This is a genomic window from Streptomyces parvulus, from assembly GCF_014648855.1.
Lineage (GTDB): Bacteria > Actinomycetota > Actinomycetes > Streptomycetales > Streptomycetaceae > Streptomyces > Streptomyces parvulus.
Genome location: NZ_BMRX01000011.1, coordinates 314,209 through 333,657 on the forward strand (window position 1 = coordinate 314,209; position 19,449 = coordinate 333,657).

Genomic DNA, 19,449 nt, shown 5'->3' on the forward strand with positions numbered 1-19,449 from the left:
TCCGTCGTCCTCCGACGGTGACCGCAGCGCGCTCTCTCGCGAACTCCCAGGACGGTACCCGTGTCTGTCTCCTCTCCCGCCCCGGCTCCCTCCGCCGCGGGCCCGGCCGCTCCCACCCAGGCCGAACTCCTCGACTTCGCCCGGCGCACGGCGGCCGACGCCGAACTGATCGCCTCCCTGCCGCTCGACCCCGAGGGCCGCACCTGGGTGCGGCTGGAGGGGCCCGGAGGCAGTGAGGCGTGGCTGATCGGCTGGCCGCCCGGCACCGGCACCGGCTGGCACGACCACGCCGAGTCCGTGGGCGCCTTCGTCACCGCCGCGGGCGAGCTCAAGGAGCACGCGCTCGCCGCCCGGCTGCCCACCGACGGCTGGAAGACCCTGGAACTCTCCGACGGCGTGGACCGGGAGCGCCGGCTGCCCGCCGGCCGGGGCCGCTCCTTCGGCCGGCACCACGTCCACGAGGTGCTCAACGAGTCGCCCGACCGGCACGCGGTCTCCGTCCACGCCTACTACCCGCCGCTGCCGCGGATCCGCCGCTACAGCCGGGCGGGGCAGACCCTGCGCCTGGAGCAGGTCGAGCGTCCGGAGGACTGGCAGTGAGCGAGCCGACCGGGATAGACGAACTGCTGGAGCGGGTGCGCGCCGGATATCCGCGGATCGAGCCGCGGGAGGCCTACGACGCCGCCGAGGCGGGCGCGGCGCTGCTGGTGGACATCCGGTACGCGGCTCTGCGCGAGCGGGACGGCGTGATTCCCGGGGCGCTGCTGGTCGAGCGGAACGAGCTGGAGTGGCGGCTGGACCCCCGGGGCAGCCACCGGCTCCCCGAGGCCACGGGCCATGACGTCCAGGTCGTGGTGGTGTGCAACGAGGGCTACGCCTCCAGTCTGGCGGCGGAGTCCCTGCACCGCCTCGGGCTGCACCGGGCCACCGACCTGGTCGGCGGCTTCCAGGCCTGGCGGGCGGCGGGGCTGCCGGTCACCGGCGGGGAGCAGTAGCCGGACCTGCGGCGGGGGCCGCGTGGCGTGCGGACGTCCTCTGACTCCGGGTCAGAAACCGTCCTCGCCGAGGAACTCCGTGTCCTCGCCCTCGTCCTCCAGCGCCTGGCGGACCACCCGCAGGGCCATGCCCTCGGGGTAGCCCTTGCGGGCGAGCATGCCCGCGAGGCGGCGCAGCCTCTTGTCGCGGTCGAGCCCTCTGGTGGCGCGCAGCTTCCGGGCGACCAGCTCGCGTGCCGTCTCCTCCTCCTGCTCGGAGTCCAGCCGGGAGACCGCGGCGTCGATGAGCGTGTTGTCGACGCCCTTGGTCCGCAGCTCCCGGGCGAGGGCGCGCCGGGCCAGGCCCCGGCCGTGGTGCCGGGACTCCACCCACGCCTGTGCGAAGGCGCTGTCGTCGATCAGGCCGACCTCCTCGAACCTGGACAGCACCTCCTCGGCGGCCTCGTCGGGGATCTCCCGCTTGCGCAGGGCGTCGGCGAGCTGGCTGCGGGTGCGCGGGGTCCCGGTGAGCAGGCGCAGGCAGATCGCCCGTGCCTGCTCGACCGGGTCCCGCGGAGGCTCCGCCTGCTCGGCCCTCGACGAGGAAGCGGCACCTCCGTCCTCCTCGGCGAGCGGCTCCGGCCGCCCGCGCCGCCGACGGCCGCCGCTCCTGCCCCGTGCCCGTCCGCCTTCCCGGCGCGCCTCGCCGTCGTCGCGGCGCGCCTCGCCGGCGTCGGGACTGCCGACGGCGGACGGTTCCGTCTCGTACGGGGCCGCGGCCGCCCCGTACGCGCCGTCGCTCGTCCCGGCGGAGCCGTCCGTGTACTCGGCCCAGTCGGTTCGTCGTGTCACGGGTCAGCTCTTGGCTGCCGCGGCCTTGGACTTGGTGGCCTTGGCGGTCGCGGGAGCGGGCACCGCGGGTGCGGCGTCGGCCGGGGCGGCGTCCGTGCCCGGCTCGGTGGCCGGCTGCTCGGGGCGCACACCGACGCCCAGCTTCTCCTTGATCTTCTTCTCGATCTCGTTGGCCAGGTCGGGGTTGTCCTTGAGGAAGTTGCGCGCGTTCTCCTTGCCCTGGCCGAGCTGGTCGCCCTCGTACGTGTACCAGGCGCCGGCCTTGCGGACGAAGCCGTGCTCCACGCCCATGTCGATCAGACCGCCCTCGCGGCTGATGCCCTGGCCGTAGAGGATGTCGAACTCGGCCTGCTTGAAGGGCGGCGCGACCTTGTTCTTGACGACCTTGCAGCGGGTGCGGTTGCCGACGGCGTCGGTGCCGTCCTTGAGCGTCTCGATGCGGCGGATGTCGATGCGCACGGAGGCGTAGAACTTCAGCGCCCGGCCACCGGTCGTCGTCTCCGGGGAGCCGAACATGACGCCGATCTTCTCGCGGAGCTGGTTGATGAAGATCGCGGTGGTCTTGGACTGGTTGAGCGCGCTGGTGATCTTCCGCAGGGCCTGGCTCATCAGCCGGGCCTGGAGGCCGACGTGGCTGTCGCCCATCTCGCCCTCGATCTCCGCACGCGGGACCAGCGCGGCGACGGAGTCGATGACGATGAGGTCGAGGGCGCCGGAGCGGACCAGCATGTCCACGATCTCGAGGGCCTGCTCGCCGTTGTCCGGCTGGGAGAGGATGAGGTTGTCGATGTCGACGCCGAGCTTCTTCGCGTACTCGGGGTCGAGGGCGTGCTCCGCGTCCACGAACGCGACCTGGCCGCCGGCCTTCTGCGCGTTCGCCACCGCGTGCAGGGTCAGGGTCGTCTTGCCGGAGGACTCGGGGCCGTAGACCTCCACGACCCGGCCGCGCGGGAGGCCGCCGACGCCGAGGGCCACGTCGAGCGCGGTCGATCCGGTGGGGATGACCTCGATGGGCTCGTTCGGCCGCTCGCCCATGCGCATGACCGCGCCCTTGCCGAACTGCCGTTCAATCTGTGCGAGCGCGGCGTCGAGGGCCTTCTCGCGGTCGGTTCCTGCCATGGGTTCCACCCGGTTTGCTTGATTCGATCGCTTCACGTCGAAGACGCTAATGCCTGCCACTGACAATGCCCCGCGACGCGGGTCCGGCCTGTGGATAACTCGGGCGCCCATCCGTCCAAACCCTGTCGAATCGCCCGTCACGAGCCTCGCCGGAGCCTCCATAAGAATGGATGTTCGATTTTCGTGTCAAGCGCACCACGCGGCACTTCCGAGCGTACGTCCGCGGGTCTCCCCGCCGGGGCCGCGGCCGGCTTCGACGGCTCACACCACGGCCCCTGAAGGGCAGCGTCCCCTCAGACGCGGTCGAGGGGACGGTGCGGACCGCTGGGCAGCCGCACCTCGACGTGGTCGCCGGGGCGCACCACACCGCCCTCCCTCACGACGCTCATGATTCCGGCCTTGCGCACGACGTTCCCCGCCTCGTCGCGGCCGACGACCCGCTTCAGCAGTCCGTCCCGGAAGTGGTCGATCTGCAGGCAGGGGTTGCGGAGGCCGGTGACTTCCAGGACCGCGTCGTCGCCGATGCGCAGCAGGGTGCCGACCGGCAGCCCCAGCAGATCGATGCCGCGGGTGGTGATGTTCTCGCCGAGTTCGCCGGGCGCCACCTCGAACCCCGCGTCGCCGACCTCGTCGAAGAGCTCTTCGTGCATGAGGTGGACCTGGCGCAGATTCGGCTGCGTGGGGTCCTGCGCGACGCGCGAGCGGTGCCTGACCGTCACGCCCGCGTGCACGTCCCCCTCCACACCGAGGCCGGCGAGCAGCCTGACGCTGTCCCGGTTCGGCTTGGTGAACGAGTACTCCCCGTTGCTGCTGACCGCCGTCACTCGTCCGCTCATGCGCAGGACCCCCTCGTCGGTAACGCTGACGCCGTCCGTCGGCGACGAGCCTAGTCCGGGCGCTCCGGGGACTCGCACGCGCGCGTGACGTTCAGGCCGGGGGCCCGCTCCCGGTCCCCTCCGGGCCGGGGCGTCCCAGCTCCTGCCTGCGGGTCCACAGCTTGCGCATGCGGGTGGAGCCGCCGGGCCCGGACGGGCGGTTCCGGCGGCCGTGGACGCGGGGGTCGTCGGTGACGTCGTAACGCTTCACGTACGCCCCGAGGAACGCCTGGAGGGTGGCGACCGCCGGGATGGCGATCAGGGCGCCGACGGCGCCCAGCAGCGCGGTGCCGGCGACGACCGAGCCGAAGGCGACCGCCGGGTGGATGTCCACCGTCTTGGAGGTCAGCTTCGGCTGGAGCACGTAGTTCTCGAACTGCTGGTAGATCACCACGAAGACCAGGACCCACAGCGCGTACCAGGGATTGACCGTGAAGGCGATCAGCATCGGCAGCGCACCCGCGAGGTAGGTGCCGATGGTGGGGATGAACTGCGAGACCAGGCCCACCCACACGGCGAGCGCGGGGGCGTAGGGCACCTCCAGGATCTCCAGCAGGACGTAGTGCGCCACGCCGGAGATCAGCGCCATCAGGCCGCGCGAGTACAGGTACCCGCCGGTCTTGTCCACGGCGATCTCCCACGCGCGCAGGACCTCGGCCTGCCGGGCGGGCGGCAGGACGGAGCAGAGCGCGCGGCGCAGCCGGGGGCCGTCGGCGGCGAAGTAGAACGAGAAGAGCAGGATGGTCAGCAGCTGGAAGAGCCCGCCCAGGACCTGCGTCGACACGTCCAGGACACCCGTGGCGCTGTTCTGCACGTAGTTGCGCAGCCAGTCGGAGCGCAGCAGGCCCTCCTGGATGTCGACGCGCCGCAGATCGGTGTGGAAGTGGCCGTTGACCCAGCTGATCACCGAGTCCAGGTAGTCCGGGAAGTCCTCGACCATCTTGACGATCTGCCCGGCGAGCATGGAGCCGAGCAGCGTGACGAACCCGGCGGTGGCGATCAGCACGGCGAGGAAGACGAGGAAGGTGGCGAACCCGCGGCGCATACCGCGTCCCGCCATCCAGCTCACCGCGGGTTCGATGGCGAGCGCCAGGAAGAACGCGATGAGGATGTTGATCAGCAGGCCGGTGAGCTGATGGAAGGCCCAGCTGCCCAGCTGGAAGGCGGCGATGAGCGCGAGGGCCAGCACCATGGCGCGCGGCAGCCAGCGCGGCATGCGGGCGCCCGGACCCCTGGGCACGGCGCCGCCGTCGGCCGGCGGGCCGGTGGGCGGCGTGGGGCCGGGCGGGGGAGCGTGCCGGGGCGCCTGCCCGGTCTCGTCAGTGGATGCCACGGAGCAAGTCTCGCCCACGCGGCGGACGGCGGATGACCGCCCGCCGGTCCACGCCTGCGGTCACCGGCGTTCCCGCGGCACGTCCATGACGGTGCAGACCACCCGCCACACCTCCTTGGCGTCCCAGCCCGCGTCGAGCGCCCCGTGTACCGTCCGCCCGCCCAGCTCCGCCATCACGTGATCACGCGCGAAGGTGTCGGCGTACCCCGGACCGAAGTGGTCCGCCATCCGCTCCCAGAAGACCGTCAACCGCATGACACCAGTATCCCGCCCCTGAGAGTGGGTCCCGAGCCGGGACCGGGTACGGGTCGCGCTTTCCGGCCTACGGTCTGTGCCATGGCCGAATCCGGAGTTTCCGCCCTCACCCCGACCCCGCGTGCCCCCGTCTCGCACCCGTCGCTCGCCCGCGCGGAGCAGTTCGTCTGGCGCACGGCGCGCGTGCTGGAGCAGCGGCTCTTCGCGTACCACTTCCGGGGCGGCGACGCCGCCCACGTGGAGACCGCGCTCGACGCCTATCGGAACGAGGACGGCGGGTACGGGCACGCGCTGGAGCCGGACCTGCGCGGTCCGGCCAGCGGGCCGGCGCACACCGCGCGTGCGCTGCGGGTCCTGGACGCGGTCGGACGCTGCGGCGGACAGCGCGTGGAGCGGATGTGCCGCTTCCTGACCTCCGCGTCCACGCCGGACGGTGCCCTGCCCGCGGCCCGGTCCGCGGGGTCCGGGGACGCGGGCGCGCCCGCCGGTCCGGCCGGGGGCGCCCCCGCGGGCGAGCTCCTCGCCACCGGGCCGGTGGTCGGCCTGCTGCACCGCAACGAGGTCTGGCACGCGTGGCTGTTCCGCGCCACGGACTTCTGCTGGCGGGCGATCGGGGCGCTGGAGCACTCGCATCCGTACGAGGTCGAGGCCGCCGTGGCCTTCCTGGACAGCGCACCCGACCGCCCGCGCGCGGAGGCAGCGGCGGACCGGCTGGGCCGCCTGGTGCGCGAGCAGCGGCTCGCCGTGCTGGATCCGGACGACCTCGGCACACAGCCCGTCCCCCCGGGCTACGCCCCGCGCGAGCACCACTTCCCGCACGACTACGCGCGGCACCCGCACTCCCTCGCGCGCGCGTGGTTCACGGACGCCGAGATGAGCCGCTCCCTCGACTTCCTCGCGGCGGCGCAGGAGGACGACGGCGGCTGGCCCCTCCGCCGGGCCCGCCGGGCGCCCGCCCCGGCCCTGGAGGCCCGGCCCGCGGTGACGCTGGAGGCCCTGCGCACGCTCCGCGCGTACGGCCGCGCTCTCGGCTGATCCTCGCGGTCCCTCCGGGTCGGTGCGGGCCCCGTTCAGCCGCCCAGGGCCCGCACGCCGGCGGTGACCAGCACGGCGGCCGCGACGACGACCAGGAACGGCGCCCGCAGTACGAGGGCCACGGCCGCCGCGGCGACCCCCGCGGCCCGCGCGTCCACGACGAGCGCCTGGCCGTCCGCGAAGGTCTGCTGGGCGGTGAGCGCCGCGAGGAGGGCGACGGGCAGCAGCGCGGCCAGCCGGCGGACCAGTGGCCGTTCCAGGGCGCCCGCGGGGACGAGCAGCCCGGCGAGCTTGACGGCGTAGCAACCCACCGCCGTCGCGATGATGGCGATCCAGACGTTCACCGTTCTCCCTCCGCGCCGTCGGCGGGCGCTGGGCCGTCGGGTGCGGCGCCTCCCGCGCGGCGTCCGCCCGCCCACAGGACGAGCGGCGCCGCCAGAGCGGCCACCAGGACCGGCACGCCCGCGGGCAGCACCGGCAGCAGGCCGAGCCCGAGGAGCACCGCCACGCCCGCGACGGTGCGCTCGGTGGTGCTCTTCAGCATCGGCGCGAGCAGCGCCAGGAAGACGGCGGGTCCGGCCGCGTCGAGACCCCAGGCGGCGGTGTCCCCGATGGCCTCCGCGCCCAGCGCCCCCAGCAGGGTGGTGAGGTTCCACAGCACGTACAAGGTGAGTCCGGTGACGGTGAACCCGATCCGCACGCCGCGCCGCGTGGGCTGGGCGAGGGCCACGGCGGTCGTCTCGTCGATGACCCACTGCGCCGCGAACGGCCGCACCGCGCGCGGGAGGGCCAGCAACTGCGAGAGGCGCAGCCCGTAGAAGGCGTTGCGCACGCCGAGGAAGAAGGCGCCCGCCGCCGCCGTGAGCGGGTTGCCGCCGACCGCGAGCGCCCCCACGAGCGCGAACTGGGACGCGCCGGTGAACACCAGGAGGCTGAGCGCGCAGGTCTGGGCGAGGGTCAGTCCGCTGCCGGCCGAGGTCACCCCGAAGGCGAACCCGGACAGTCCGACGGCGACGCCGACTCCGAGGGCGTCCCGGACGACGGCGGCGTCGGGCTTGCCCACGACGGCTCCGGTCTCGGGAAGGGCTGTCTGTTCTGTCACGCCTCGGACGGTAGGAGGAGGCGGCGCCGCGCGTCTTGTACGTTCTTGCGCTCACGCTGGTAGGCGCCGGGCGGCACGCCCACGATCCGTGCGAAGTGCCGGTTCAGATGCGGCTGGTCGGTGAAACCCACGGCGACGGCCGCCTCGGCGGGTGACGTCCCGGCGTCGAGGAGCCGTCGCGCGCGCCGCACCCGGGCGTCGGTCAGCCAGGTGTGGGGCGGCATGCCGTAGGCGTCCCGGAAGGCCCTGAGCAGCGCGAAGGGGCTGCTGCCCAGCTCTCCGGCGAGTCGCTCCAGGCTCGGCGGGTCCGCCATCCGCTCCTCGAGCACGGCACGCGCGCGTGCCGCGACCCCGGCCCCGGCCGTCGGCACCTCCCGGCGGGGCAGCGGCCCGCCGTTGAGCCGCAGCAGACGGGTCACCGCCACCCGCAGCAGGGTGTCGGCGGCGAGCGCGTTCCCCTCGTCGGCGGCGCGCAGCACGCGGTGCACCAGCTCGACGGCGTAGGGGTCGTCGAGGACCGGCCGGACGAAGCCGGGGGTCCCGCGCAGCGTCGTCGTCTCGGCCGCGATCCCGGCCACCAGGTCGGGCGCCGGGTAGACCGCTCCGTACCGCCATCCCTCCGGCACGCCCGCGCGTCCCGTGTGCGGGGTGTCCGGGTTGACCAGGGCGAGTGATCCCGCCCCCGCGTACTGGTCGCCGCCGCCGTGGTGGAAGACCTCCACGCCGTCGGCTATGGCGGCGATCACGAAGTGCTCGTGCGTGTGGCGTACGAAGGTCTTGCGCACGTACCGGGCCCGCAGCAGGTCGACGTCGGGCAGCTCCGCGTACTGCCAGTGCCGTGCCCGCTCGCCCGTTCCCGCCATGCCACCATTCTCCGTCACCGGGACGGAGGCTCCACCGGCCGCCGGCCCGCCCCTGCCCCTGCCTCTGTCTCTGCCCCTGCCCAGTCGCCTCGGTCCGTCGCTCGGGCCGCCACCCCGGCCCGTCGCACTGCCCCCTCGCCCCTGGACGTCGGGAGGCCCCTCCGGCCGCGGCCGTCCACCGGTCGCGCGCCCGGCTCGGGCCGATTGTCAGTGCCGGGGTGCACGATGGATCCATGGTCAGCTCCGCTCACCGAGCCCTGGACGGCTTCTCCCCCGCGACCCGCGGCTGGTTCACGGGTGCCTTCTCCGCGCCCACCGCCGCGCAGGCGGGGGCCTGGCAGGCGATCTCCGCGGGCTCGGACGTCCTGGTGGTCGCGCCGACCGGGTCCGGCAAGACGCTGGCCGCCTTCCTCGCCGCCCTGGACCAGCTGACCTCGACGCCCCCGCCCGCCGACCCCAGGAAGCGCTGCCGCGTCCTGTACGTCTCCCCTCTGAAGGCGCTGGCCGTCGACGTCGAGCGCAATCTCCGCAGCCCGCTGACCGGCATCCGGCAGGAGTCGGTCCGCCTCGGCCTGCCGGAGCCGGAGGTCAAGGTCGGCATCCGCTCGGGCGACACACCGGCCGCGGAGCGCCGCGCCCTGTCCACCCGGCCGCCGGACATCCTGATCACCACCCCGGAGTCCCTGTTCCTGATGCTGACGTCGGCCACGCGCGAGGCGCTGACCGGCATCGAGACAGTGATCCTCGACGAGGTGCACGCGGTCGCCGGGACCAAGCGCGGCGCGCACCTGGCGCTCACCCTGGAGCGGCTGGACGAGCTGCTGCCGAAGCCGGCCCGCCGCATCGGCCTGTCGGCGACGGTCCGCCCGGTGGACGAGGTCGCCCGCTTCCTCGCCCCGCGCGGCAGGGTGGAGATCGTCCAGCCGGACTCGGGCAAGGAGTTCGACCTGTCGGTCGTCGTCCCCGTCGAGGACCTGGGCGAGCTGGGCGGCTCCCCCGTCGCGGACAAGGAGGAGGGCGCCGAGCGGCCGTCGATCTGGCCGCACGTGGAGGAGCGGATCACCGATCTGGTCCAGTCCCACCGCTCGACCATCGTCTTCGCGAACTCCCGGCGCCTCGCCGAGCGCCTGTGCAACAGGCTCAACGAGATCGCGTACGAGCGCGCCACCGGCGAGCCGCTGGACGAGCACCACTCCCCCGCCGAGCTGATGGGCGGCTCGGGAGCCGCCCAGGGCGCCCCCTCCGTGATCGCCCGCGCGCACCACGGCTCGGTCTCCAAGGAGCAGCGCGCTCTCGTGGAGGAGGACCTCAAGGCGGGCCGGCTGCCCGCGGTGGTCGCCACCTCCAGCCTGGAGCTGGGCATCGACATGGGCGCGGTCGACCTGGTCGTCCAGGTCGAGTCGCCGCCCTCCGTCGCCTCCGGCCTCCAGCGCGTCGGCCGCGCGGGCCACCAGGTCGGCGCGGTCTCCACGGGCGTGGTCTTCCCCAAGTACCGCGGCGACCTCGTGCAGTCCGCCGTGGTCACCGAGCGGATGCGCAGCGGTGCCATCGAGGCGCTCCGGATCCCGGCCAACCCGCTGGACGTCCTCGCCCAGCAGATCGTGGCGATGACCGCGCTGGACACCTGGCAGGTCGACGACCTCCTCACCACCGTCCGGCGCGCCGCCCCCTTCGCCTCGCTCCCGGAGTCGGCGTTCACGGCCGTCCTGGACATGCTCGCGGGCCGCTATCCGTCCGACGCCTTCGCCGAGCTGCGCCCGCGCGTGGTGTGGGACCGGGTGACCGGCACCGTCACCGGCCGCCCGGGCGCCCAGCGACTCGCCGTCACCTCCGGGGGCACGATCCCCGACCGGGGGCTCTTCGGCGTCTTCCTGGCGGGCGCCGACCCGAAGAAGGGCGGCGGCCGGGTCGGCGAGCTGGACGAGGAGATGGTCTACGAGTCGCGCGTGGGCGACGTCTTCACGCTCGGCACCAGCTCCTGGCGGATCGAGGACATCACCCGCGACCGGGTCCTGGTCTCACCCGCCCCCGGCGTCCCGGGCAGGCTGCCGTTCTGGAAGGGCGACCAGTTGGGCCGCCCGCTGGAGCTGGGACGCGCCCTGGGCGCCTTCCTGCGCGAGGTCGGCTCCCTCTCCAAGGAGGACGCGCGGCTGCGCCTGGTCACCGCCGGCCTGGACGCCTGGGCCGCGGACAACGTCCTCGCCTACCTCGACGAACAGCGCGAGGCCTGCGGCCACGTCCCCGACGACCGCACCATCGTCGTGGAGCGCTTCCGCGACGAGCTGGGCGACTGGCGGGTCGTGGTGCACTCCCCCTTCGGCGCCCAGGTGCACGCCCCCTGGGCCCTCGCCCTCGGCGCCCGCCTCTCCGAGCGGTACGGCATGGACGCCCAGGTGATGCACGCCGACGACGGCATCGTGCTGCGCCTGCCGGACGCCGACCTGATGGGTCTGGACCTCCTCGACCAGGAGCCTTCGAAGCCGGGCCTGGAGTACGACGCGGAGCAGGCACCCGTCGGCGCGGCGGACGTCGTCTTCGACAAGGGCGAGGTCGACCGGGTCGTCACCGAGCAGGTGGGCGGCTCGGCCCTGTTCGCCTCCCGCTTCCGCGAGTGCGCCGCCCGCGCGCTGCTGCTGCCGCGCCGCAGCCCCGGCAGGCGGACCCCGCTGTGGCAGCAGCGCCAGCGCGCGGCACAGCTGCTCGAGGTGGCCAGCGAGTACGGCTCGTTCCCCATCGTCCTGGAGGCGATCCGCGAGTGCCTCCAGGACGTCTTCGACGTGCCCGGCCTCGTCGAGCTGATGGGCGACCTGGAGGCTCGCAAGGTACGCCTGGTCGAGGTCACGACCCCGGAGCCGTCACCGTTCGCCCGCTCCCTGCTCTTCGGTTACGTCGCCCAGTTCCTCTACGAGGGCGACTCGCCGCTCGCCGAGCGCAGGGCTGCCGCGCTGTCCCTGGACTCGCGGCTGCTGGCCGAGCTGCTCGGACAGGCGGAACTGCGGGAGCTGCTCGACGCGGAGGTCCTCACCGAGCTGGAGCGCGAGCTGCAGTGGCTGACCGAGGACCGGCGCATCAAGGACCCGGAGGGCGTCGCCGACCTGCTCAGGCTGCTCGGTCCGCTCACCGACGCCGAGCTGGCCGAGCGGGGCGCCGAGCCGCAGTGGGCACCCGAGCTGGCCCGGGCGCGCCGGGCCATCAGCGTGCGGATCGCGGGCGCCGACCACTGGGCGGCGATCGAGGACGCCGGCCGGCTGCGCGACGCGCTGGGCACGGCGCTGCCCGTGGGCGTGCCCGAGGCCTTCACCGAGCCGGTCAAGGACCCCCTCGGCGACCTCCTCGCCCGGTACGCGCGCACCCACGGCCCCTTCACGTCGGTCACGGCGGCGGCCCGCTTCGGACTGGGCGTGGCCGTCACCGAGGGCGCCCTGCAACGGCTCGCCGCGGGCGGACGGGTCGTGCAGGGCGAGTTCCACCCGGCGGGCATCGGCCAGGAGTGGTGCGACGCGACCGTGCTGCGCAGACTGCGCCGTCGCTCCCTGGCGGCCCTGCGGCACGAGCTGGAGCCGGTGCCGCCGGCCGCCCTCGGACAGTTCCTGCCCCAGTGGCAGCACATCGGCAAGGGGCACACGCTGCGCGGCATCGACGGGCTGGTGCGGGCGATCGAGCAGTTGCAGGGCGCCTCCGTGCCGGCGTCCGCCCTGGAGAAGCTGGTCCTGCCCTCCCGGGTGGCGGGCTACCAACCGGCCATGCTGGACGAGCTGACCGCCGCCGGGGAGGTGGTGTGGGCGGGAGCGGGTTCGCTCCCCGGCAAGGACGGGTGGGTCTCGTTGTACCTCGCGGACGCGGCCCCGCTCTTGCTGCCGCCGCCCCATCCGCTGGAGACGACCGCCCTGCACGAGTCGGTCCTGAGCGCCCTGTCGGGCGGGTACGGCCTGTTCTTCCGGCAGATCGGCGACCAGGTGCGCGCGACCACCCACCCGGAGGTCACCGATCCCCAGCTGGCGGACGCGCTGTGGGACCTGACGTGGTCCGGACGGCTGACCAACGACACCCTCGCGCCCCTGCGCTCGCTGCTCGGCTCCGGCCGCACCGCGGGCTCCACCGCCCACCGCGCCAAACGCGCCGTGCCCCGCGGCCGGTACGGCTCGCTGACCGCCGCCGCCCGCACCGCCTCGCGCACCGGACCGCCGACCGTGGCGGGCCGCTGGTCACTGCTGCCGGCCCGCGAGGCCGACGGCACGGTGCGCGCCCACGCCCTGGCACGCACCCTCCTCGACCGCCACGGCGTGGTGACCCGCGGCGCCGTCGCGGCGGAGGGCGTCGAAGGCGGCTTCGCGGCGGTGTACCGGATCCTGGCCGCCTTCGAGGAGAGCGGCCAGGCCCGGCGGGGTTACGTCGTGGAAGGGCTCGGGGCGGCGCAGTTCGCCATGGAGGGCGCCGTGGACCGGCTGCGCGCGGTCGCGAACGCCCGCGAGCGCGGCGACGGTTCACCGGTCCCCGACCGAGGCTCGCCCGGCCGCACCGGCACGCCCGGCGACCCGGCGTCCGCCCGGACCCCCACCCCGCCCTTCGCCGACTTCCCGGACTTCGCCCACCCCGGCGAACCGACCTCCGGGGCCTCCGAAGGCTCCGCCGATTCCGACGACACGGAGGCGTCCGCCGGCCCAGCCCTGGCCGACGGCGCCCTCGGCCCCGACGACGACGTCTACGCGGACCCCGACCGGCTGGGCCGCTCACCCTCCCGGGGCGACTACATCTCCCCACGCGACTACGCCGAGCCCGGCGCAGGAGGCCCACGCGGCGGCGGCCCGCAGGGAGGCTTCGGCGGCCCACGCGGCGCATACGGAAGCAACGGCCCCTTCGACAGCGCCCCCTTCGGCAACGGCTCGTACGGCAACAGTCCGTACGAAACCGGTCGCCGCGGCCGCCCCGCCCCCGGACCGCAGGCGGTCGTCCTCGCGGCCGCCGACCCGGCGAACGCGTACGGCGCCGCCCTCACCTGGCCCGAGCCGCCGGCCGGCGCCACGCACAAGCCAGGCCGCAAGGCGGGCTCCCTGGTGGTGCTCGTCGAGGGCGAACCGGCCCTCTACATGGAGCGCGGCGGCAGGACGCTCCTCCTGTGGCCCGCCGAGCCCGACGAGGCGCCCGCCGACGACGCTCGGCTGCGGGCCGCGGCCGAGGCACTGGCCGGCGCCGCCCGCGCCGGCTCCCTCGGCACGGTCACGGTGGAGCGGATCAACGGCGCCGCGGCGCTGACGTCCCCCTTCGGCCCCCTTCTGGAGGAGGCGGGGTTCATCGCCACCCCGCGCGGTCTGCGGATCAGGGCATGAGCCTGCCACCCTGGTCCCATGCCCGAAGGTGACACGGTCTGGCAGGCGGCGCGGCGGCTGCACGATGCCCTCGCGGGCAAGGTGCTGACCCTCAGCGACTTCCGCGTCCCCCGCTACGCGCTGGTCGACCTCACCGGCCGCACCGTCCTGGACGTCACCCCCCGCGGCAAGCACCTGCTCACCCACGTCGAGGGCGGCCTGACGGTCCACTCGCACCTGCGGATGGACGGCGCCTGGAAGATCTTCGCGGCCGGTCAGCGCTGGAAGGGCGGCCCCGCCCACCAGATCCGCGTGGTCCTCGGCAACGCCGACCGCACCGCCGTGGGCTACCGCCTGCCGGTACTGGACATCCTGCGCACCGCCGACGACGAGCGTGCCGTGGGCCATCTCGGCCCCGACCTGCTGGGGCCCGACTGGGACCCGGACCGGGCCTGGGCCAATTTGAGCGCCGACCCCTCCCGACAGCTCGGCGAGGCCCTGCTCGACCAGCGCAATCTCGCGGGCGTCGGCAATGTCTACAAGAGCGAGATCTGCTTCCTGCTGGGCGTCACGCCCTGGCTCCCCGTCGGCGAGGTGCCCCCCGACCGTGCTGCCCACCTGCCCGCGCTGGCCAAGAAGCTCCTGGAGGCCAACCGCGACCGCCCGGTCCGCCGCACGACGGGCCTGCCGGGCCACGACCTGTTCGTGTACGGCCGCGCGCCCCGCCCCTGTCTTCGCTGCGGCACCTCGGTACGGGTGGCCGAACAGGGCGACGGCTCCCGGGAACGCCCGACGTACTGGTGTCCGGCCTGCCAGAGCGGGCCGGCCCCGCGGGGCTTCAGCCGGCGAGGAGGGCGTCCATCTGGCCCGCCGCCTCCCGCAGACCCTCCTCCATCCCCATGGCCGTGAGCTGGTCCATCTGCTCACGGGTGTCGAAGACCGCGCGCATCTCCATGCGGGTGCCGCCGTCGCGCTCGGTGAGCGTGACCCGGTTGGTCGTCGTCGGCATGGCGGCGTTCGGCACACCGTCGGCGTCCGCGAACCCGTCGGTGAACTCCAGCGAACGGGGTGCGTCGACCGTGGCCACCCTCCACCAGCCCCGGTACGTGTCGCCCTCCGGGCCGGTCATGAAGTAGGTGACGTCCCCGCCCGGCGTCAGATCGTGCTCCTCGACCGTGGCCGGGAAGGCCGGCGGGCCCCACCAGCGCTCCAGCTGCCGCGGGTCGGACCACAGCTGCCACACCCGTGGCGCCGGGGCCGCGAGGTCGGCCACCAGGGTGAGGGTCAGGTTGTCGGTGTCCTTGTCCAGGCTGGTGACGCTCATCGGATCGGTCCTTCCGTCAGTTGGAGCCGGGACCGTGCGGTGGCTCCGCAACCCCGCGCGCCCCACCCGCCCCCGGGCTTTCGGGCCCGCGCACCGCCACACGCAGCGCCCGCCGCCACCGTCCCGCCTCCAGTGCGCCCGCGGACAGCCGCCGCGGCGCGCAGTGCACCGGCAGCACGCTCAGCCCCCAGCCTCCGGCCGCGACCGCCCCTTCGAGCACACCAGCACCGGGATCCAGCGCCAGCCTCAGCACGGCCCACCACCAGAGCCCGCCGAGCCCCAGCGCGGCCGCCCTGCGAGCCGTCCGCGCCGACGCCATCCCGCGTCATCCGTTTTCGGCCTGGAACATCCAGTGCTGCTTCTCGAGATCCGCCGTGATCTGGATGAAGATGTCCTGGCTCACGGGGTCCGGATCGCCGGTCGCGGTGATCCGCTCGCGCATCCGCCCGATCACCGCGCCGAGCGCGTCCACGATCGTCTGCACGGCGGTGGTGTCGTCGACCCAGCCCTCCGGCGTCACGTCGATGCCGCTGCCCACGGCGACCGTCGCGGCCCGTCCGTCGGGCGAGACCCCGAGCGCGGAGGCCCGCTCGGCCACGGTGTCCGAGTGCGTGCGCGCGGTGCCGACGAGTTCGTCGAGCTGCAGGTGGACGGAGCGGAACCGGGGGCCGACCACGTTCCAGTGGATCTGCTTCGCCACCAGGGCCAGGTCGACGAGGTCCACGAGGGCGCCCTGCAGCGCCTCGGACACGGTCTTCAGGTCCGCGTCGGTCAACGGACTCTTCACAACGTACATCCACACCTCCGGCGGTTCGCCCCCCGGCCATCTCCCTCCACGATGACCGCACCACCGTGCACCGGCAACCGGCGGCGACCCGCCCGACCGCGTCCCACGACCGGACGCGTCACAAGCCCGCGAGGGCCGAGGCACGGCTGCCCCGCCCCGGCCCGTCCCGGACAAGCGAAGACCCCGGCCGGTCCTCCCCGGTCTCCCGGAGAGGCCCCGGCCGGGGTCTCACATGCACATGTGCCTGCGGGTAGCGTCAGGCGGCGACGACGTCCACTGCCTCGGCGGGCGCCTTGATGGTCACCCGCTCCGGTGGCACGCCGGTCACCGAGACGGAACCCAGCATCGGGCGCACCGGTGCCGGCACGGTCTCGCTGGGCGTCGCCGCAGCGGACTGGGCCAGCTCGGCGAGGGCGAGCTCGTCGCTCACTTCCCGCATGAGCTCGGACATCCGTACGTCCAGCGCGTCGCAGATGGCGGAGAGCAGCTCGGAAGAAGCCTCCTTCTGCCCCCGCTCCACCTCGGAGAGATAGCCGAGTGAGACTCGGGCGGACGAGGAGACTTCGCGCAGAGTACGGCCCTGGCGCTGGCGCTGCCGACGCAGCACGTCACCCAGCAGGCGACGGAGCAGAATCATCGGTGGCTCCCTCCTCGGACCGTGTAACCGCATCCTTCACGCCCCACCGTACCGCCTCGCGCCGCGGCCGTGCGGGGAGCGATGTCGTGTTCACTCAGGGCTGCAAACATCAAAACCCCCCGTTCCGTTCCGTATCCTGTGCCCGCTCATTCCCAGTCTGTTCGCCCGCAAGCTCCCCCAGAAGGAGTGCGAGTACGCTCCGTACACTCTCCATACGAATTTCCGCACGGTCGCCGTTCAACCGCAGCGCCTCCACTTTTCCGCCACAGGCGGAACCCTCAAGGGTCCCGAGGGGCCCGTCGACGGCCACGAAGACCGTCCCCACGGGCTGCCCGTCCTGGGCGTCCGGGCCTGCCACGCCGGTCGTCGCGATGCCCCAGTCGGCGCCCAGAATTTTCCGGGCTCCTGCCGCCATCTGGGCCGCCACCTGCGGATCCACCGCTCCACGGGCCGCGAGCAGGCTTCCGTCGACGCCGAGGATCTCCCGCTTCAGCTCCGTCGCGTACGCGGTGACGGACCCCCGGAACGCCTTGGACGCGCCGGGCACCGCCGTGATCGCGGACGCCACCATTCCGCCGGTCAGGGACTCGGCGACCGCGAGGGTCTCGCCCCTCACGGTCAGTAGTCGCACCACGTCGGCGGCTGTGGAACTCAAGCTTCCGACCCCTTCAACGCCGCCCGGCGCTCGGCGATTCCCCGGCGGCGCAGCACAATGGCCTGCTTCACATAGTCCAGACCGGTCACGACGGTCAGGACGACCGCCGCGGCCATCACCCAGAACCTCAGGGTGGCCAGGGGCCCCGTCAGTGCCAGGACGTACATCCCCACGGCGATGCCCTGGGTGAGCGTCTTGAGCTTGCCGCCGCGGCTGGCGGGGATGACGCCGTACCGGATGACGACGAAGCGCAGCACGGTGATCCCGAGCTCCCGGCCGAGGATCACGGCCGTGACCCACCAGGGCAGATCACCGAGCGCCGACAGGCAGATGAGCGCCGCTCCCATGATCGCCTTGTCGGCGATGGGGTCGGCGATCTTCCCGAAGTCGGTGACGAGGTTGTACGTCCGGGCCAGATGGCCGTCGAACAGGTCGGTGATCATGGCGATGGCGAAGGCCGCCCAGGCGAAGGAGCGCCAGGCCGGGTCGTACCCGCCGTTGCCGAGCATCAGGGCGACGAAGGCCGGGACGAGGAGCAGCCGGAGCATCGTCAGGAGATTGGCGACGTTCCAGACGCTCGCCTGGTTGACGGCGGCGGCGGCGATCTTGCCGCCCCTCAGCGCGGCGCCGCCCTCGGTCGCGCCCCGCTCCGGAGTCCCTGCCGGGGCCGTGCGCCCGGCCGGTTCCTCCGTGGTTCCCGCCGGGGGGCGCGGGCCGGTCCTGCGCGCGCCGGAGGAGCCGCCCGCCGCGGACGCCGGGACTCCGGTCATCTGCCGGCCTCCTCACTACATTCGGGCGAGCCCGGCAGCGGTTCGGCCACCAGGTCGACGCCCTCCGTGCCGACCACCTTCGCGTCGACCATACGACCGACAGCGAGACCTTCGCCGCTCGTGAGCAGCACCTGGCCGTCCGTCTCGGGCGCCTGGTGCTCGGCCCGGCCGCGGACCCCGTCACCGTCCGCTCCCGGCTCCACCGACTCGACGAGTACCCGCACGGTCGCGCCGACGCGCTCCTCTGCACGCTGGGAGACGAGTTCCTCGGCGAGGCGGGAGACACGCGCCAGCCGCTCGGCGACGACGTCCTCGTCCAGCTTGTCCTCGTAGGTCGCCGCCTCGGTGCCCTCCTCGTCGGAGTAGCCGAAGACGCCGATGGCGTCGAGCCGGGCGTGGTTCAGGAACCGCTCCAGCTCGGCGAGGTCGTCGGCGGTCTCGCCGGGGAACCCCACGATGAAGTTGGAGCGCACGCCCGCCTCGGGGGCCTTGCTCCGGATGGTGTCCAGCAGCTCCAGGAAGCGGTCGGTGTCGCCGAAGCGGCGCATCGCGCGCAGCACGTTCGGCGCGGAGTGCTGGAAGGAGAGGTCGAAGTAGGGCACGACCTTCTCGGTGGAGGTGAGGACGTCGATGAGGCCCGGGCGCATCTCGGCGGGCTGGAGGTAGCTGACCCGCACGCGCTCGATGCCGTCGACGTCGGCGAGGTTGGGCAGCAGCGACTCCAGGAGGCGGATGTCGCCGAGGTCCTTGCCGTAGGAGGTGTTGTTCTCGGAGACCAGCATGATCTCCTTGACGCCCTGCTCGGCCAGCCACCGCGTCTCGTTGAGCACGTCGCTCGGGCGGCGCGAGATGAAGGAGCCGCGGAAGGAGGGGATGGCGCAGAAGGAGCAGCGGCGGTCGCAGCCGGAGGCGAGCTTCACCGAGGCGACCGGGGAGCCGTCCAGGCGCCGGCGCAGGGGCGCGCGAGGACCGGAGGCCGGGGCGACACCCTCGGGGAGGTCGGTCGGCCCGTGTCCCGGCAGGGCGACGGCGGCACCGGCCTCCTGGCGCTCGGCGGGGCTGATGGGCAGCAGCTTGCGCCGGTCGCGGGGGGTGTGCGCGGCGTGGATGCCGCCGCTGAGGATGGTCTGGAGCCGGTCGGAGATGTCGGCGTAGTCGTCGAAGCCGAGCACGCCGTCGGCCTCGGGGAGGGCCTCGGCGAGGTCCTTGCCGTACCGCTCGGCCATGCAGCCCACCGCCACGACGGCCTGCGTTCTTCCGTGCCCCTTGAGGTCGTTGGCCTCCAGGAGGGCGTCCACGGAGTCCTTCTTCGCGGCCTCCACGAAGCCGCAGGTGTTCACGACGGCGACGTCCGCTTCCTCGGCGTCGTCGACGAGCTTCCAGCCGTCCGCCTCCAGACGGCCTGCGAGCTCCTCCGAGTCCACCTCGTTACGGGCGCAGCCAAGGGTGACGAGTGCGACGGTACGGCTTTCAGGCATGGGCTCAAGACTACTTCGTCCCGCCGACAGCCCATGTCGACGGGGTTGGCCGATGCCGGCCAACCCCGTCGTCGCGTGCCCTGC

Annotated in this window: 20 protein-coding genes; 5 read left to right on the top strand and 15 right to left on the bottom strand. The window is 73.8% G+C overall.

Features of this window, described 5'->3' with window-relative positions; translation table 11 throughout:
• Positions 1–60 precede the first annotated feature (60 nt).
• Together IE108_RS23605 and IE108_RS23610 are read left to right on the top strand one after the other, a co-directional pair.
• Positions 61–600, top strand: a complete 540-nt coding sequence (locus IE108_RS23605) for a cupin domain-containing protein (RefSeq protein WP_064730156.1) — start codon at positions 61–63, stop codon at positions 598–600.
• Positions 597–995, top strand: coding sequence for a rhodanese-like domain-containing protein (locus tag IE108_RS23610; protein WP_064730155.1), 399 nt, complete (start codon positions 597–599; stop codon positions 993–995). Before IE108_RS23605 ends, IE108_RS23610 begins: the two co-directional genes overlap by 4 nt.
• 51 nt (positions 996–1,046) lie before the next feature.
• Here the strand turns inward: IE108_RS23610 and recX are convergent, their stop codons facing one another.
• From recX to IE108_RS23635, 5 genes are all read right to left on the bottom strand, one after another.
• The gene (gene recX / locus IE108_RS23615; protein ID WP_064730154.1) at positions 1,047–1,826 is read right to left on the bottom strand and encodes a recombination regulator RecX; all 780 of its coding nucleotides are present in this window, start codon (positions 1,824–1,826) and stop codon (positions 1,047–1,049) included.
• Positions 1,827–1,829: 3 nt separating this feature from the next.
• Complete coding sequence (gene recA, locus IE108_RS23620; RefSeq protein WP_064730153.1) at positions 1,830–2,945, bottom strand: recombinase RecA; 1,116 nt, start codon at positions 2,943–2,945, stop codon at positions 1,830–1,832.
• Between the two features lie 293 nt (positions 2,946–3,238).
• Positions 3,239–3,781: an MOSC domain-containing protein gene (locus tag IE108_RS23625; protein WP_161342892.1), complete on the bottom strand. Its 543-nt coding sequence runs from the start codon at positions 3,779–3,781 to the stop codon at positions 3,239–3,241.
• 91 nt (positions 3,782–3,872) lie between these two features.
• Positions 3,873–5,153: an AI-2E family transporter gene (locus IE108_RS23630; protein ID WP_189397750.1), complete on the bottom strand. Its 1,281-nt coding sequence runs from the start codon at positions 5,151–5,153 to the stop codon at positions 3,873–3,875.
• Between the two features lie 60 nt (positions 5,154–5,213).
• On the bottom strand, positions 5,214–5,408 hold the full coding sequence (locus tag IE108_RS23635) for a DUF3046 domain-containing protein (RefSeq protein ID WP_064730150.1): 195 nt from the start codon (positions 5,406–5,408) through the stop codon (positions 5,214–5,216).
• Positions 5,409–5,489: 81 nt separating this feature from the next.
• On the opposite strand from IE108_RS23635, the gene IE108_RS23640 reads away from it, so the two are divergent.
• Complete coding sequence (locus tag IE108_RS23640) at positions 5,490–6,443, top strand: hypothetical protein (RefSeq protein ID WP_064730149.1); 954 nt, start codon at positions 5,490–5,492, stop codon at positions 6,441–6,443.
• Positions 6,444–6,478: 35 nt separating this feature from the next.
• Here the strand turns inward: IE108_RS23640 and IE108_RS23645 are convergent, their stop codons facing one another.
• From IE108_RS23645 to IE108_RS23655, 3 genes are read right to left on the bottom strand one after another with little or no spacing between them, the layout of a single operon-like run.
• Positions 6,479–6,787 (bottom strand): AzlD domain-containing protein, encoded by a 309-nt coding sequence (locus IE108_RS23645; protein ID WP_064730148.1) that lies wholly within the window; start codon positions 6,785–6,787, stop codon positions 6,479–6,481.
• Positions 6,784–7,545, bottom strand: a complete 762-nt coding sequence (locus tag IE108_RS23650) for an AzlC family ABC transporter permease (protein WP_064730147.1) — start codon at positions 7,543–7,545, stop codon at positions 6,784–6,786. The genes IE108_RS23645 and IE108_RS23650 overlap by 4 nt, the downstream gene beginning before the upstream one ends.
• Positions 7,542–8,408 (bottom strand): AraC family transcriptional regulator, encoded by an 867-nt coding sequence (locus IE108_RS23655; protein ID WP_064730146.1) that lies wholly within the window; start codon positions 8,406–8,408, stop codon positions 7,542–7,544. Before IE108_RS23655 ends, IE108_RS23650 begins: the two co-directional genes overlap by 4 nt.
• Before the next feature lie 233 nt (positions 8,409–8,641).
• Here IE108_RS23655 and IE108_RS23660 point away from each other — a divergent pair, with 233 nt between their 5' ends.
• Both IE108_RS23660 and IE108_RS23665 read left to right on the top strand, forming a co-directional pair.
• Positions 8,642–13,735 (top strand): ATP-dependent helicase, encoded by a 5,094-nt coding sequence (locus IE108_RS23660; RefSeq protein WP_064730145.1) that lies wholly within the window; start codon positions 8,642–8,644, stop codon positions 13,733–13,735.
• Positions 13,736–13,753: 18 nt separating this feature from the next.
• A complete protein-coding gene (locus tag IE108_RS23665) occupies positions 13,754–14,623 on the top strand; it encodes an Fpg/Nei family DNA glycosylase (protein WP_064730144.1) in 870 nt (289 codons plus the stop codon).
• Here IE108_RS23665 and IE108_RS23670 read toward each other — a convergent pair.
• The 7 genes from IE108_RS23670 to rimO form a co-directional block, all read right to left on the bottom strand.
• Positions 14,553–15,038, bottom strand: a complete 486-nt coding sequence (locus tag IE108_RS23670) for an SRPBCC family protein (RefSeq protein ID WP_064730143.1) — start codon at positions 15,036–15,038, stop codon at positions 14,553–14,555. The genes IE108_RS23665 and IE108_RS23670 overlap by 71 nt on opposite strands.
• Positions 15,039–15,054: 16 nt before the next feature.
• Positions 15,055–15,357, bottom strand: coding sequence for a hypothetical protein (locus IE108_RS23675; RefSeq protein WP_079163687.1), 303 nt, complete (start codon positions 15,355–15,357; stop codon positions 15,055–15,057).
• A gap of 6 nt (positions 15,358–15,363) precedes the next feature.
• A complete protein-coding gene (locus IE108_RS23680) occupies positions 15,364–15,834 on the bottom strand; it encodes a Dps family protein (RefSeq protein WP_064730142.1) in 471 nt (156 codons plus the stop codon).
• A gap of 247 nt (positions 15,835–16,081) precedes the next feature.
• On the bottom strand, positions 16,082–16,462 hold the full coding sequence (locus IE108_RS23685) for a helix-turn-helix domain-containing protein (protein WP_007387871.1): 381 nt from the start codon (positions 16,460–16,462) through the stop codon (positions 16,082–16,084).
• 109 nt (positions 16,463–16,571) lie between these two features.
• Complete coding sequence (locus IE108_RS23690; RefSeq protein ID WP_064730141.1) at positions 16,572–17,117, bottom strand: CinA family protein; 546 nt, start codon at positions 17,115–17,117, stop codon at positions 16,572–16,574.
• Positions 17,114–17,887 carry a CDP-diacylglycerol--glycerol-3-phosphate 3-phosphatidyltransferase gene (gene pgsA / locus IE108_RS23695; RefSeq protein ID WP_064730140.1) on the bottom strand — a complete coding sequence of 258 codons (774 nt, stop codon included), beginning with the start codon at positions 17,885–17,887 and terminating at the stop codon, positions 17,114–17,116. The genes IE108_RS23690 and pgsA overlap by 4 nt, the downstream gene beginning before the upstream one ends.
• The gene (gene rimO / locus IE108_RS23700; protein ID WP_064730139.1) at positions 17,884–19,365 is read right to left on the bottom strand and encodes a 30S ribosomal protein S12 methylthiotransferase RimO; all 1,482 of its coding nucleotides are present in this window, start codon (positions 19,363–19,365) and stop codon (positions 17,884–17,886) included. Before rimO ends, pgsA begins: the two co-directional genes overlap by 4 nt.
• Positions 19,366–19,449 lie beyond the last annotated feature (84 nt).

Bases quoted from the DNA above. Each gene is read 5' to 3' on its own strand.
- IE108_RS23665 (WP_064730144.1), top strand. From the start codon at position 13,754: ATGCCCGAAGGTGACACGGTCTGGCAGGCGGCGCGGCGGCTGCACGAT.
- IE108_RS23680 (WP_064730142.1), bottom strand. From the start codon at position 15,834: ATGTACGTTGTGAAGAGTCCGTTGACCGACGCGGACCTGAAGACCGTG.
- IE108_RS23660 (WP_064730145.1), top strand. From the start codon at position 8,642: ATGGTCAGCTCCGCTCACCGAGCCCTGGACGGCTTCTCCCCCGCGACC.
- recA (WP_064730153.1), bottom strand. From the start codon at position 2,945: ATGGCAGGAACCGACCGCGAGAAGGCCCTCGACGCCGCGCTCGCACAG.
- IE108_RS23670 (WP_064730143.1), bottom strand. From the start codon at position 15,038: ATGAGCGTCACCAGCCTGGACAAGGACACCGACAACCTGACCCTCACC.
- IE108_RS23640 (WP_064730149.1), top strand. From the start codon at position 5,490: ATGGCCGAATCCGGAGTTTCCGCCCTCACCCCGACCCCGCGTGCCCCC.
- IE108_RS23675 (WP_079163687.1), bottom strand. From the start codon at position 15,357: ATGGCGTCGGCGCGGACGGCTCGCAGGGCGGCCGCGCTGGGGCTCGGC.
- pgsA (WP_064730140.1), bottom strand. From the start codon at position 17,887: ATGACCGGAGTCCCGGCGTCCGCGGCGGGCGGCTCCTCCGGCGCGCGC.
- IE108_RS23635 (WP_064730150.1), bottom strand. From the start codon at position 5,408: ATGCGGTTGACGGTCTTCTGGGAGCGGATGGCGGACCACTTCGGTCCG.
- IE108_RS23655 (WP_064730146.1), bottom strand. From the start codon at position 8,408: ATGGCGGGAACGGGCGAGCGGGCACGGCACTGGCAGTACGCGGAGCTG.
- IE108_RS23625 (WP_161342892.1), bottom strand. From the start codon at position 3,781: ATGAGCGGACGAGTGACGGCGGTCAGCAGCAACGGGGAGTACTCGTTC.
- rimO (WP_064730139.1), bottom strand. From the start codon at position 19,365: ATGCCTGAAAGCCGTACCGTCGCACTCGTCACCCTTGGCTGCGCCCGT.
- IE108_RS23685 (WP_007387871.1), bottom strand. From the start codon at position 16,462: ATGATTCTGCTCCGTCGCCTGCTGGGTGACGTGCTGCGTCGGCAGCGC.